This is a genomic window from Novipirellula sp. (genome assembly GCF_041583735.1).
GTDB lineage: Bacteria > Planctomycetota > Planctomycetia > Pirellulales > Pirellulaceae > Novipirellula.
In genome coordinates this window covers 1-13,639 of the sequence record NZ_JBFHFD010000192.1, presented here as the reverse complement: position 1 = coordinate 13,639, position 13,639 = coordinate 1, and the positions used below count along the sequence as shown (strand labels likewise).

Sequence of the window (13,639 nt, the reverse complement as noted above, 5' to 3'; positions counted from 1 at the left end):
GAACATTGCGACGCATCCGGGATGTTTATTTTCGAGTTCGATTTGAGCGTATCCTGGATAGTCTCCCGACCATTGATAGCCGCTCAGAGTCGTCGCGTGGCATGCGTATCCGAACAGAACGGCGGTCAGGTTTTCCTCCGCGTCGTGAACGGCGAGCACGGGAACGTCATGGTCGCTGGGACCTTGCAGTTTGCCTTCGCTTCGCAATTGGGGAACTGTCGCCGACGGGTTTTCGCGGCGGTTGACCGCAAACGTTGCCGTGCCGCTGCCCCACGTCAACTGACTCGGTGCAAGTTTGCCGATCGCATCGCCCACCACGGCAACAACCTGCTGCTGAAACGTTGCGCCCCAACGATCGACGGCTTGTTGCTGGGATTCCGTGAACAACAGGTAGTGCAGCGGCGCAAGATTTTTCCCGACAACGGGACCACTGTGCGTGTGCGATGTGCAAATCACAATCTGCTCGCGTTGCAAGCCGTAATGCTCTTTCAACGCATCGCAGATGGCCAGCGAAAGCGTGCGATCGATGCCGACGAGATCGAGCGTTAGGACAACGCCCCGGTTTCCGGCATGGTCCTCCAGCACGAGTGCTTTCGCCCATAGCTCGGTCAGTTTGCCGTCGGCCGGCTGTGTGCGCGAGGCATAACCGGCCATCCACATCGGTTCCTCCGGCGTGATCACGACCTTTGCCGCACCCGCCTTCCAAGCGGATTCCGCACCCTGGGCCACTGCCGTCAACATCAGGAATATCGTTGTTGCAATCAATCGACTTCGGTTCATGGGTTCATTCCAACTAGGATCGACTCGTTCGGCATCGCTCAAAAAAATCGGCAAGTCGCCGCAACTCGTGGCTGCAGCGACTCACTTTCGCTCGATCAACTTCTTCATGTCGTCGGTGATGGGCATGACCTCGAAATCTTTGAAAAACATTTCGCAGTCGGTGCCCCCGTGCATTTGCAGACCTAGCTTTCCGGTCTTCTCACTCGCTTCGTCGATGATATCCGACGTGCAGAATCCGTTGAGCGTTTGGACCAGTCGGTCTCCATAGGCGGCGGTGCAGGTCGTGTTCCACTGGTCGTCCTTGTTGCGGACCTTTTCGACGAGTTCGTCGTTGGTGACGACCCAGCCGCGGCCGGGGATCTTTTTGCCATCGACAATGCCAGCGGTGTGCCAAAGCGCCGAGTCCTTGCCGTTGTTGGCGATTTCGTTTTGGAATCCGCGTAGCACCCAGGGGGCGCTGGTTTCTTCGGCGCGGAAATACAACGCGCTGTTGCCGCCGTGCATCCGGTAGGTGACGCGAGCGATGAAGTCGTCGTAGTTCTTGTTCGATATCACCAACCCGTCCTTGCCTTGGCTTTTGGAATGGACGCCGTGCAGAACGCCCTCGTCGGTGAACGACCATTCTTCGGGCAGAACGAACTTGGCATTGGCAAGTTTGTAGTTGCCGTCGTCGCCCTTGACAAAGAATGACTCCCACTTGCTCTCGCCCAGATCCTTGACGCGAATGTTCTTCCAAGCGACGGAGCCCGATTTTCCAGAGTGGATCTGCAGTCCGATAAAGCCCTTCATCGAGAAGCTGTCGAACATATCGACGACCAGATTACCGTTCAGCCAAGTCTTGATGGACGGTCCAACGCACTGGATTTCCAGTTCGTTCCACTCACCTTCTTTGCAGCTTGCCTGGGCTGCATCGAGACGATTCTGAGGAGTGTGGGCATCGAGCCAAATGATGCCAAACTTGTGGCCGCGACGTCCTTCGTCATAGATACGGCCGGTCGCGTCGCCGCTGGGACGAATTTCGTACTGATAGCCGTACACCCGCTCGCCGTCGCCTTGCTGCCGGGCGGCGGAGCGGAACTGGACGCCGGAGTTCCCCGCTTCGATGAATTTATACTGTAGCTTCAGAATGAAGTTGCCAAATTCTTTTTCCGAACACAAGAAAGTATTGCCAGGGGTGTTCGGGATGCATTTCCCAACGATCGTGCCATCTTCGACTTCGTATTCTGCGGACCCGCCACGTTTGACCCAGCCGGCCAAGTCGTTGCCGTTAAACAGCGAGGTAAATCCATCCTCGACGTCCGCCGCCGACGCCGTCAAACCGCAAGGCATCAAAAGCGTGATCATCATCGCAGCTACAAAAAGTTTTCTCATCGTTGTTTCTCTCAGAAGGGGGGAATTGTGGGTGGGAATGCGTCAGGCGATCCATGTTTAGGATCGCCAGAGCAAGTCGCATTACTTGGTGACGCATTTCGTTGTAGCGGAAGTCGCCAACGACTTTCGTTTTGCGGGATGACCGAAACGACCTCTGCATTACAGTCGACGTTTCCCGCGATTCATCGTGCTGACCGCGGAGCGATCAGCGACTATTGTATCGGACGATCCTTACTTTAGCAGCCACTCGCTTGCCGCGGCTTGCTGTTGTGCTGCCTCGCCGGTGAAAGTCACCAGGGCATTGGTCTCGGAAGCGGCGCGATACGCGGTGGTGATCGTAGCTGGCGTTTGACTTTCGCCGGCGAGCCAGAGCGGACGCGGAGCATGTAGTGCGATCAGACCGGGTAGATCGAGATACTTTGCTGCACCCGGCAAGAACATTGGGTCGCGATAATCCAAGACTTGGCCAAAACGAAACCCTCGCGTATCAATCGCGATGCGGTCGACGGCATCTCCGGCAATCCCGCCAGCCACCGCAGCGATAGGGCCGCTGCCGTGCCATCCGGCAATCGCAACGCTTTTCAGATCACGACTCGGGCAGGGGCCCGAGTTCGCATGACGAAGAAAACGGACGATGCTCAATACATCGTGGGTGCGTTGGGCGAACAACGCGTGATTGTAGCCGAAGGTGTAACCAGCGAATTCGCGGGGATTTTCAACGACACGAGACTGCTTGACCGCTTCGCCATTTTGCAAGAACAGATCGGCACCCAGCACGGTCACGCCCGCTTGAACCAGTTTTTGCACTGCGGGTGGTACGCTGCCGTCGTCTCCGCAAACGGCGGTCTTGCCGGCATCATCGATCCAGATCACAACGCGACCACTGGGTTGCTTCGGGCACAGCCAGACGCCGTTCACTTCTTCGCCGTGTGTCTTGTTCAGTAGCGTGCCAGTGTGTTGCACGTAGTCGCCGCGATCCTGCTCGTGTTGTGGTGCCCACTGCACGTCGCCTGCGTTGGCGTAGGTGCGTCCGATGACCACCTCCGCGGCCGGACGAATGACGTTTTTCAAGCCTTCCGGTGTCGAGGCGGCTGCACTGAGTTGTTGCTCGGCGTCCTCGTTGAACCACGCCAGCAAGTCGCGTTCGAAATCGGGATCAGCGGCCTTGGGGGCGGGATGTTGGTCGTTCCAGACGGTGAGCTGCTCGGGTGGCAGCGGTTCGAAATCGTGCTCGATCACCGGAGCTTGAAAACCAAGCTTGAAATGTTTGTTCAGGAACGTGTAGAAGGCCGAGCGAGTGACCGCGTTGTAGTTGTGCGGGAAGTGTTCGCCCCGTTTCAAAAAGACGTCGCCCTGCTTGCCGTATGCCGCGTAGAGCTGTTGTAATTCGGGAAATCCCTTGGTGGCCAACTCCTTGGTCCAGTCGTCCGCAGTGTTCATGCCTTGCGGCCGTGGCGCAGCCAAGGCGGCAAATTCGATATTGCCGGTATTCACACGCAGCAGACTCGCGTTTTCGCACGTGCAGCCGCCCTGCATCGCAGTGCTGACCATAACGACCGGAAATGACAGTTTAATGCGGTCATCGATCGCGGCCAAAATCATCGTCTGTGTACCGCCGCCGCTAGCGCCGGTAACGGCGACACGCTGCGGATCGACCTCCGGCAAACTGAGCAGAAAGTCCAGTCCACGTACGGCGTTCAATGTTTGCAGCCCCATCACGTTCTGGCAATGGGCCTCGGCTTGCGGGCTGAACAGGCCCCAGTGTTTTGTCTTGTGCATCTCCGGTCGCTGTTTCGCAAATCCGTGGACAAGCTCACGCGAGAGCTGAATCGAATCGGAATCGCCGAGCATGTCCCACTGCCAAACCACGCAGCCCATCAGGGCCAATTGGCGACACTGCGATTGGTAGGTACTGCGTCCGGCCCGCTCAAACCGCTCAGCGCCGTCGGCGATCAGACTACGCAAACTACTATCGGACGTGATGTCCAAACGCGCATCCTTGTGGTGGCCATGTGCCAGCATGACTCCTGGCACCTTGCCCTGGATGTTGGTCGGGCGATATAGATTGCCCGTTACATAGAAACCGGGGGCGCTCTCGAAATAGACCTTTTCGACCGTGTACCCATCACGTTGGATCTTGCCGTGAAGGACTGGATTGAGAGGTGTTTTGGTCGGCATCGGCCAGAGACCGGTCGCCACGAGAATTTGCCGCCGTACGTACTCCCTACGTGTCTCCCACTGTTCGAGCGATGCTGGCGGATCGAAGGGGAAGTAGCCGTGCAGATCTTTGAGCGGCCGATGGCGGACGTCTTCGGCCGATGCCGTCACCGTGACGCACAGCAGAACGACGAGAGCGATGAAGTGTTTCATGGTTTGATTTTCCTTAGGTTCGAATTTTATATGTTATTTCGAGTGAATCGCTTGCGATTCATAATGGTGAACGATTGTCTGAAACTCTGAGCCAGTCGCGCTGGCTGAACCGTTGGGGGCAACGGTTCTACAATATGCGACTTCGTCACCTGAAAAGTACGAAAGTCGAACTTGAGGCTGAGCGGTAAATTAATGTCGTAGTGGATCTCGCTAAAGTTCCTGCCCCGAGGACGTGTAGCCACGTCCACTACGGTAAAACCGACACCTGTTTTACGGTTGACCCTTAGTCATACGACTCACGGCGTTTCGGTAAATCGGTCGCTAATTGTCGGACCAAGGAGATTTGATTGACGTCGCCAACGATTTTTCCCGTGACGATATTGCCTCGAATGATCATCCCGTCCACTCCACCGGCGAGGATCGATTTGCGACACTGGTAGTTTTCGATGGCCGTGGTATCAACGTACTGGTCGCCCGCTGTCTCGCCGAAATCAGTGATGTTGTAGTCGCCTGCCACAGCAGGAATCGTCACGCCAGCAACAAGTGACAGGATGGTTGCGATCCATTTCATGCTTTAACCCTTCGTCTCGACAGATAGTTTTCGACGAACGCATGATACCTTGACGTGCAATAAAATGTGCACTGCGTAACGCGACATCCAGGATGGCGATCATTTTCTCGTTGGATACCGTTCTATTGAACACAATGCATGGCGAACCAAGATGGATGTGCTCCTTGACCGCTATCCCGCATGTCAAATTGGATCGTCGAATCGGGTGACCGCGGTCATATCGAGGAGTCGCCCGAAATTGTCTCGCCGTTGCTGAAGGAAGTGGACGACTGGTTCGGCACTCCGGCATGGGGCAAGGACCAGTGGTTCAACTGTGCTGTTTATACGTTCCTGTGTTTGTGAGCCGACGGCGTTAGGCTTGCCCTGGGCCGCTGGAACTTTGGTATTGACGTCGGATATTGGGTATAAGATTTTCTTCCGGCGATACTGCAGTTACCTCTGCACCGACGAAGTCGGGGGAGAGGTGGCAGAAACCCAGCGTGACCAACGATCACGACAATACCAAAGTTCTAGCAGTATAGGCTTTACCCCTCAAATTTGACTGACCACATTTTCGCGGATACAGTGGTGACCTTGGTTCCACTCGTGTTTCTAAATGCAGTGGAGCCTCCCTACCCGCCTTCCCACCGAACGCATCGATTTTCACTTCCCCGCCAAACTGATTAACAACCAATCCGAAACGCTCGGCACCGCCGGCTTCAACCACGGTTACGTCCCACTCTGGATCAGTTTTAATACTGACGGTAACGCAGTGTCGCATCGCGATGTGTCCCCAAACCGATTAGCGAGATTGAGATGCCGCTGCACATGATTCCCACCACACGCCGGCGTTTCCTGCAAACGACGCTCGCCGGAGGTACCGCATTGTTAGCCTCGCGTTACACCGAGGCCGCCGAGTCGGAGCCGAGCGATGATTGGTGGGCGTTGCTGTCGGATCCCCATATTGACGCGGATCCGAAGAAGAGTGCTCGTGGGATCACGATGCTGGATTGTCTGAACCGGATTATCGATGAGGTTTTGGCGGAGCCATCGCCTCCGGCGGGCGTCATCATCAATGGGGATTGCGCATTCTCACGCGGGCTTGCCGAGGACTACGCGACCTTCAGCACGGCATTGCAGCGATTTGCCGACGCCGACTTGCCGGTCCACATGACGATGGGCAACCACGATGACCGCGGGCCGTTCTACGATGCGTTTGCCAGCCAGCGGGCTGACAATCCGTTGGTCGATGGCAAGCATGTCAGTGTCCTTTCGACACCCACGAGCAATTTGTTTTTAATGGATTCACTTTGGGAGGTGAATAAAGTGACCGGCGAACTTGGTCAACCACAGTTGGACTGGCTCGCCTCGGCGCTGGACGCGCACGCTGAAAAGCCAGCGATCGTGATTGGACACCACAATCTCCAATTCCTGCCCAACGGATCACAGGCGACAATCAGTGGGTTGAGGGATTCCCAGCAACTCGTCGATCTGCTGAACGCGCGCCCGCACGTGCAGGCATACATTTTTGGACACACGCATCATTGGAACGTCCGCGAAATGCAGCACGATCTGAACTTGGTCAATCTGCCGGCTTGTTCGTATGTGTTCAACCCAGCGCATCCCAATGGATGGGTGAAAGCCAAATTCGGGGCTGATCAATTCGCACTGGAGCTTCGCGCTCTCGATCACGCTCATCCTCAACATGGCGAAAAACACGAACTACGCTACGCCTTGGCGGCCAATGCACGCTAAGGACCATCGGAACATTAAGCGACGGGATGACTCGTAGCTAAAGTCGTTAAGACTTTCGTGAATCGCTGAGCAGGTCGAAACTCACGTCTGAGTTCCGCTACGTCACCACACCTTGAATAACGAGGCTTTGCACATGCGAATTTCTGCACTGATGAGAGGGACGAGTGTCTCATCTTTGATGGTCTGCATCGTTTTACTGCTCGGCGGCCATTGCCGAGCTCAAGCGGAGGATACCAAGCCTGTCTTTCGCGCCGGCGCAGCGACCAGCAACATCACTCCGCCACTGGGTGAATTGATCGTCGGGGGATGGCAGCCGATCCCCGCGACGAACGTCCATGACGAGCTGCATGCACGGTGTGTCGTCTTGGACGACGGCCAGACGCAGTTGGCGATTGTGATTTGCGATAACGTCGGCATCCCCGTCGAAGTTTATGATCTTGCCAAGCAACAGATACACGACGCTACCGGGATACCGGCGTCGCATGTATTGACGGCGGCCACCCACACGCATTCCGCGACCACCGCGCGTGGTCCTCTAAAAACACTGCCGGAAACGGAGTTGAGCGATTATCAAAAGTTTATCGCCCATCGCATCTCCGATGGCGTCCGCAGGGCACTTGCTCAGTTGGAACCGGCACGGATTGGTTGGGGATCGATCGATGAACCGTCCGAACTCTTCAACCGTCGTTGGTTTGTCAACGACGCGAGTCTATTGAGCAACCCTTTCGGTGGTATCGACCAAGTCCGGATGAACCCTCCTCGTGGCAGTTCCAAGCTTGATCGTCCCGCCGGGCCGACTGATCCGGAGATTAGCTTCGTTTCGCTGCAAGGCACCGATGGTCATCCGATCGCGTTGCTCGCCAACTATTCCCTGCACTACGTCGGCGGTGTTCGGTCCGGGGACGTCTCGGCAGATTACTTTGGTTACTTCGCAAAGTTCATCGGAGAAAAATTGGGAGCGAGCGACCAATCACCACCGTTCGTCGGCATTCTTTCCAACGGCACCAGCGGCGATGTGAACAATATCAATTTTCCCGAACAAACCCTGCGGAAATACCGAAGTTATGAAAAAATGCAGGAGGTTGCCGAAAAGATCGCCAGTCGTGTGTATGAAGCCAATCAGAAAATTGATTTTCATGACTGGGTACCCTTGGCTGCGAAACAAGCCAACTTGACGCTGAAAACGAGGCAGCCCACGCCGGAGATGATTGAGTATTTTGCCAACATCACCACCGGCGATGATAACGATCCGAGGCGACGAAACAGTCGCGAAGAGATTTACGCGGATCGCATTGCAAAGATCCAGACAGCTCCCAAGCAGATTAAGATTCAATTGCAAACGCTCCGCATCGGCGATTTAGGAATCGCTGCGATCCCGTTCGAAGTGTTCACCGAAACGGGGCTGGAACTCAAGCATCGGAGTCCCTTCGCTGACACCTTCACCATCGAACTGGCCAACGGTTCGTACGGTTACTTGCCGACCCCCGAGCAGCATCGTTTGGGTGGCTACGAAACGTGGTTGGGCAGCAATTACGTTGAAAAGGAAGCGACCACCAAGATCGTCGCCAAGCTGCTCGAGATGTTTAAAACGCTCCATCAAGTGAGTCCGAAACAATAAGTAACAGCTCTCGAAGCACGCCGAGGGTTATCGCCTGACGTTGCTCTGGTGACTAACAATCGCATCGAATCGTACACAATACGACGAAGACGGAAGATTAAACGCGATGCAGCGTTTGATTGCCACACGAACCGTTTGGCATCGCCGATGCTTTCAATTGATTCTCGATCTTGCTCAGAAGTGGCGTCTGTTCAACGCGTTTGCGCAGATGGGATGAAGATGGGGATCGCAAAATTTGTCGGTTACGGCAGCACGATCGTTTGTTCACTCAGGATCGGTTCGGCCGATCGATTCAAGACTGCGTGGATCGATGCTTTGAAAGTGCCCGAGGTGGATTCGGGCAATTGAAAACGCAGTTCGCGTGATTCACTCGGCAGCAACCATGAGTGATAACCGGCCTCGCAGATCACCGGTGCCTCGTTGCCGCGAGTCAGAGTGATGATCAGATGGGGTGCCAGATGACGAGTGCCATGGTTGGTGATTGACAAGGACATGATTCGCGGTTCGCTTTTTTTCACGTCGATGGTCCCGAGCGAAACCTGGGGATCGTGGGGGCGATCATTGTTCAACATCGCCACCGGGATTTTCAGTGCTGCAGTGTTAGCCGACGATTCCGATTCGGCATACAGATTCAGTTCGGCATACATGTCGTTGGTGTCGCCGGCGTGGCCGTTCATCGTGACCATCACGTTTCGGCCTGCTCTCGGAGTCAGCAGAATTCGTTCGGGCCGCACCCGCAGCCAGGAAACCTCGTCTCCATCACGATCTCGCGTGACCAGCCGGATCGACACCGGTTTGTCGCCCTGGTTTTTTAGTGATAACGGTACCAGCCGATTTCCACCGCGAAGCGTCGACAATTCGATCGCCGATGGGTGAACTTGGATCGACTTCAATACACGTCCCACGACGCTGCGTTGTGCTTGAAAGTCGTACTGGCCGACGTGGACTGGAAAGGTTTGCATCGCAGCATCGCCACTGTCGTCCGAGACGTTGATTTGCAGTTGATAGTCACCGGGGAACACCGGTTCGGGCAATGCCGACGCCAGTGTCACCTCGCTGCGAGGTAGCACCGTGAGCTCGAACCGTTTAGGTTCGGGTTGATGGGTCCGTGACACCAATCCGAGTGGCACGTCGTCGATCACCACGCGGCCCGCTGGATCGATCATCCGAGCTTTCGCACGGAGCCGACGTCCGGCGTCATGTGGATTCCACAGCAACGCATTGATGTGAGCAAAGCCATTACGGTCGACTAGCCCACCGGTGGTCAATCGGATTTCGCCCTGCACTGCATTGACGCGGCGAATATCGGCTTCCAATCGCAATAGATAACGGGTGACAAAGCGGACACCGAGTTGCCGTTTCGTCGTTTGTTTGGAAAACGGTTCTTCGCTGCGATCGGTCACCAACAGCCCAACACTAACAAATTGACCGCTGTCACGCGGCAGCGTCCAGGTTCCTTCGATCTCTTGGACCTCGCCCTGGCGTAGTCGCAGTTCGGTGGACGTCAACAGACGTAACGAGTCGGTGTCTTGCAGGTCTTCGGCGGCGGTGACTTTGCCATCGCGATGTTGAATCAACGAAACTGGCTGGATCGAAAAAGCAATCGGCGTTTCGCCCGCGTGAAGACGGAATTTAAAGCGAACGGTTTGGCCTGGTACCGCTTGGCACTGAAACACGAGCGGATCGATTCGGAACGTCGGGCGAAACCGCGCATCGGCGTTGATTCTGGCGACTCGCTGCGACGGCGACTCACCATTGACCGCCGTCGTCACCATAGCGAATAGCATTAGGATCAAAGTTTGTCGGACAAAGCGTTTCGTCCCCATAGGGTTCATCCTGATAAACGATTCGAGGTGAGATGAAAATGGCCACTTCTGCTTCTTGTTCTCGCCGTTCGATACGTTGGAACAAGCGACCCATGTAGGGGACGTCACCGAGAAGTGGCAGCTTATTAACTTGGTCGACCTTTTGCCGCTGGGTCAGGCCTCCGATCACGATCGTTTGTCCGTCCATCACGTGCACCGAAGTCGATACACGGCGGCGATTGATTACGGGAAATTGGTCATAGGCGTTCGCTTGAGTTTCGTCGCTGCGAATGTCCTCACTGACCTCGGCGCGGTCAATGTGGATGGTGACATGCGGAGCACGTATTTCTGGCGTCAACTCGAGCATGATGCCCGAGTCGACTTTCTGGATGTCTTGCCGATAGAAGACTCCATTGCCACTCGGCTGGACACTAAAGAAACTTTCGCGGCCGATGTGGATTTCGGCCTTCTTGCCATCTTCGGTCGTCACTCGTGGAGCGGCACGGATTTTGACGTGACCTTTTTGCTCGAGGGCGCGAAGCAGGGCGCTGGTGAAACGAAAATCATTCAGCTGTGAATTGAAACCCGCCGGACCGTACTGGCCGGCGATTCCAAGTCCATCGAGTGCGAACGAGCCTGCGTTGCCGCCGTCGAGCTTCATGCCCTGGTGGACATCGAAACCAAAACGATAATTGGTTTCGGGGCTGTATACGCAAACCAATGCTTCCAAGATGACTTGAGGCACGACTCTGTCGGTCTCTTCCAGCTCACGCAAAATTTGGTGTGCGGTGATCGGAGGCGCTTCGATTGCTAGTTTTCCGCCCTGCCCCATGATGCGGACAAATTGCAAATGCCGTTCGGGAAGTTGTGATTTCAATGAATCGGGGGTGCGATGTCGAGCTTCGTAGATGTATCGTTCTGCCAGAAACGGAAACAACGCCGACCCAGGTTCGGGCAGGCCGACGTAGAACTCGTCGCCGTCCTGACGCCACCGGTATCCCAGCGGCAACAGGATTTTGCGAAGGGCTCTTTCGAAACTTTCGCCTTCGATCACCGCGGTCACCGATCCTCGCACTTGATCGTCAATGATCACCGACATGCCAGCCTGCTCGGCCAGCGATTGAATCGCTTGGCGTACATCGGTTTCGACAAAGGCATCGTGCAGTAGCGGGGCGTGTTGAAGCTGCGGAGCCTCGGCGGTGTTGGCATCGATTGGCTGAGCACCGTAGGCTTCGTCCGCGGAATCACCGTAGCTAGCCCTCACCACCTGCGGCTCTTGCGTCGCATCGTCGGATGCGGTTACTTGTTCGGCAGCCGAGGTTAAGGATTGTTGGCGAAAACCCTTGGAAATCGTCGGGCCCAGCGACGTGATGCGAGACTTGTTTTGCGGCAGCGAATAACCCACCGGCAAGGACTCGATCAACGACGCGTGCTGGCTCGCATGATGTGCCACTCTTTTCGGCTTCGGCAATGCCCCCGCAGGCAGCTGGAAAAATGGATCCGCAAGCACGGATTGGCTGTGTAGCTGGATCTCGTTTCGCTTCTCTTTTGTCTGGCATCCGCTGATCGCGATGGCTGCGACCAGTGTGATGAACGCAGTCGATGGTGCGAAGTTCATGATACGAACGTCATTGGTTCTGACAGCTTGATAGTTAGATGGAGATGCGGATCGCGGCAATCGTCGACAAACGAAGTGATTAGTTCGCGGTGATTGTGGCATAAATGGTCGTGCAGTAGGTGCCGGGCACCAGCGTGGTGACCGAGCCGCTATCCATCGAAACGGTCAACTGAAGCTCGACGTTTCCCGGTCCCGACGAACTCGCTTGCACTTGCGAACTCAAGTCGGGAACAAGGTTGGTGAGATCGGATTGGTCCGAGACCACATCGACTGCCCATCCTGCTTCGGTGTCCGATGATGCAATCGCGAGATCGAGCTTCACGTCACGGGTGACAAGCGGCAGCGTGTTGTGAACAAACCCGGCGATCGTCCCAAAGGTGACCGTCGCTCCGTCGCCATCGTTGCAAACAGCGGAAAACGTTTGCGGTGCAAATGACTTGATCCCCGTCGTCCCATCGTGGTTCAGGCTAATGGGACCATTGGGAGCCAAGATGGCGAGGGCGTTTTGGACGTTGACGCAAAAATCGACCGACGCCGATGTCTGTGCCTGTGCCTGTGCCTGTGTTCCGATGCCGATGCTGAGCCCCAACAGGACCAGCGTCCTCACTGCCGTATGCATAAATTGCCCCTATGCAAACCGATACAAATAACTCGAATGTGACCTTCCGCTACGCTTGGGCGAACACTGCTTCTGTATTAGTAAGTAGCGTTTCGCCCCTCCGAAGGTTGACACTCTTGTGGGATCGGGTTTCCGTTACGGTCAACCGTAGACATTTTTTCCGACTCGACGAAATACGCTGCATTCATTTGCACCCAGCGGGGGCGAGCGGTTGTGCGTGAGACGTTCTTTGTTAGGACTCGCGAATTAGCGGGATCCCGCAGTCCCCTCTGCCGCGTGGTGGGGGCATGCGGTGTGCGTGCAATGCATCCTTGCTAGATCAAAATCGGATTGCGCGTCCCGTGTAAATGGTCATTTCCCACCTGGGCATGGGATGAGTCTATACTGTTTGTTCTCACCCCCCGATCCCACCACTTGATTGAAGGATGGTTCGATGAACCGTAAACCCCTGGTAAAGCCGACACGCCGTGATTTCTTGTCCACAACTTCCGCGATTGGCGGATCATTGATCATTATGGGGACCAAAGCCACCGCAGGTATCAAAGGCGCCAATGACCGTGTGCGAATCGCGGTTGCGGGGCTGAATGGTCGCGGTCAGAGTCATCTCGACGGATGGATGAGAGCGGATAATGTCGAAGTCGCGTATGCCATCGATCCCGCAGAGAACGTGCTACAAAAGCGTTTAGGATCGATAGAAAAGAAAGCCAATGGTAAGTTTACGACCAAGGGAGTGGCTGACTTTCGCGAGGCGCTTGACGACAAGTCGCTTGACGCGATCTCGGTTGCCACTCCGAATCATTGGCATTCGCTGATCACGATTCGTGCGGCTCAGGCGGGCAAGCATGTGTATGTCGAAAAGCCGATGAGCCATGATGTCGCGGAAGGTCGTGTGGCGGTCGAAGCTCAAAAGAAATATGGCGTTGTGATTCAACATGGAACGCAGCGCCGCAGTGATGCGGGGGTGGCGGGGCTTCACGAGGCACTCAAATCCGGAGAGCTTCCGCGATTGAAAATCGCGTATGGTTACTGCTGTAAACCACGCGGCGGAATTGGATCCAAGTCACCTGGCACTCCACCATCGAATTTGAACTGGGATCTTTGGAAGGGGCCGGCCGTGATCGACCAATATCACGCGAACTATCATCCCTACAAT

Annotated in this window: 11 protein-coding genes; 4 read left to right on the top strand and 7 right to left on the bottom strand. The window is 55.6% G+C overall.

Going from position 1 to position 13,639, the window contains the following annotated elements; genetic code table 11:
* The 4 genes from ABX962_RS15680 to ABX962_RS15665 form a co-directional block, all read right to left on the bottom strand.
* The coding region (locus ABX962_RS15680) for a neutral/alkaline non-lysosomal ceramidase N-terminal domain-containing protein (RefSeq protein WP_372720997.1) at window positions 1-780 on the bottom strand (780 nt) is incomplete at its 3' end.
* An 81-nt stretch (window positions 781-861) separates the two neighbouring features.
* Entirely contained in the window at window positions 862-2,151 is a 1,290-nt protein-coding gene (locus ABX962_RS15675) for a DUF1080 domain-containing protein (protein WP_372720996.1), read from the bottom strand.
* A gap of 231 nt (window positions 2,152-2,382) precedes the next feature.
* A complete protein-coding gene (locus ABX962_RS15670) occupies window positions 2,383-4,521 on the bottom strand; it encodes an acetylxylan esterase (protein WP_372720995.1) in 2,139 nt (712 codons plus the stop codon).
* Window positions 4,522-4,804: 283 nt separating this feature from the next.
* Entirely contained in the window at window positions 4,805-5,092 is a 288-nt protein-coding gene (locus tag ABX962_RS15665; protein WP_372720993.1) for a hypothetical protein, read from the bottom strand.
* A gap of 180 nt (window positions 5,093-5,272) precedes the next feature.
* Between ABX962_RS15665 and ABX962_RS15660 the strand changes: the two genes are divergently transcribed.
* The 3 genes from ABX962_RS15660 (at window position 5,273) to ABX962_RS15650 (ending at window position 8,444) form a co-directional block, all read left to right on the top strand.
* The gene (locus tag ABX962_RS15660) at window positions 5,273-5,434 is read left to right on the top strand and encodes a hypothetical protein (protein WP_372720991.1); all 162 of its coding nucleotides are present in this window, start codon (window positions 5,273-5,275) and stop codon (window positions 5,432-5,434) included.
* A gap of 453 nt (window positions 5,435-5,887) precedes the next feature.
* On the top strand, window positions 5,888-6,826 hold the full coding sequence (locus ABX962_RS15655; protein ID WP_372720990.1) for a metallophosphoesterase: 939 nt from the start codon (window positions 5,888-5,890) through the stop codon (window positions 6,824-6,826).
* Between the two features lie 178 nt (window positions 6,827-7,004).
* The gene (locus ABX962_RS15650) at window positions 7,005-8,444 is read left to right on the top strand and encodes a hypothetical protein (RefSeq protein WP_372720998.1); all 1,440 of its coding nucleotides are present in this window, start codon (window positions 7,005-7,007) and stop codon (window positions 8,442-8,444) included.
* Between the two features lie 242 nt (window positions 8,445-8,686).
* Here ABX962_RS15650 and ABX962_RS15645 read toward each other — a convergent pair whose 3' ends face one another.
* The 3 genes from ABX962_RS15645 to ABX962_RS15635 form a co-directional block, all read right to left on the bottom strand.
* Window positions 8,687-10,231 (bottom strand): hypothetical protein, encoded by a 1,545-nt coding sequence (locus ABX962_RS15645; protein WP_372720988.1) that lies wholly within the window; start codon window positions 10,229-10,231, stop codon window positions 8,687-8,689.
* On the bottom strand, window positions 10,194-11,867 hold the full coding sequence (locus ABX962_RS15640; protein ID WP_372720986.1) for a type II secretion system protein GspD: 1,674 nt from the start codon (window positions 11,865-11,867) through the stop codon (window positions 10,194-10,196). Before ABX962_RS15640 ends, ABX962_RS15645 begins: the two co-directional genes overlap by 38 nt.
* A gap of 79 nt (window positions 11,868-11,946) precedes the next feature.
* Complete coding sequence (locus ABX962_RS15635) at window positions 11,947-12,486, bottom strand: hypothetical protein (protein WP_372720984.1); 540 nt, start codon at window positions 12,484-12,486, stop codon at window positions 11,947-11,949.
* Between the two features lie 433 nt (window positions 12,487-12,919).
* Here ABX962_RS15635 and ABX962_RS15630 point away from each other — a divergent pair.
* Window positions 12,920-13,639 (top strand): Gfo/Idh/MocA family protein (locus ABX962_RS15630; protein WP_372720982.1); only part of this gene is annotated, 720 nt, incomplete at its 3' end.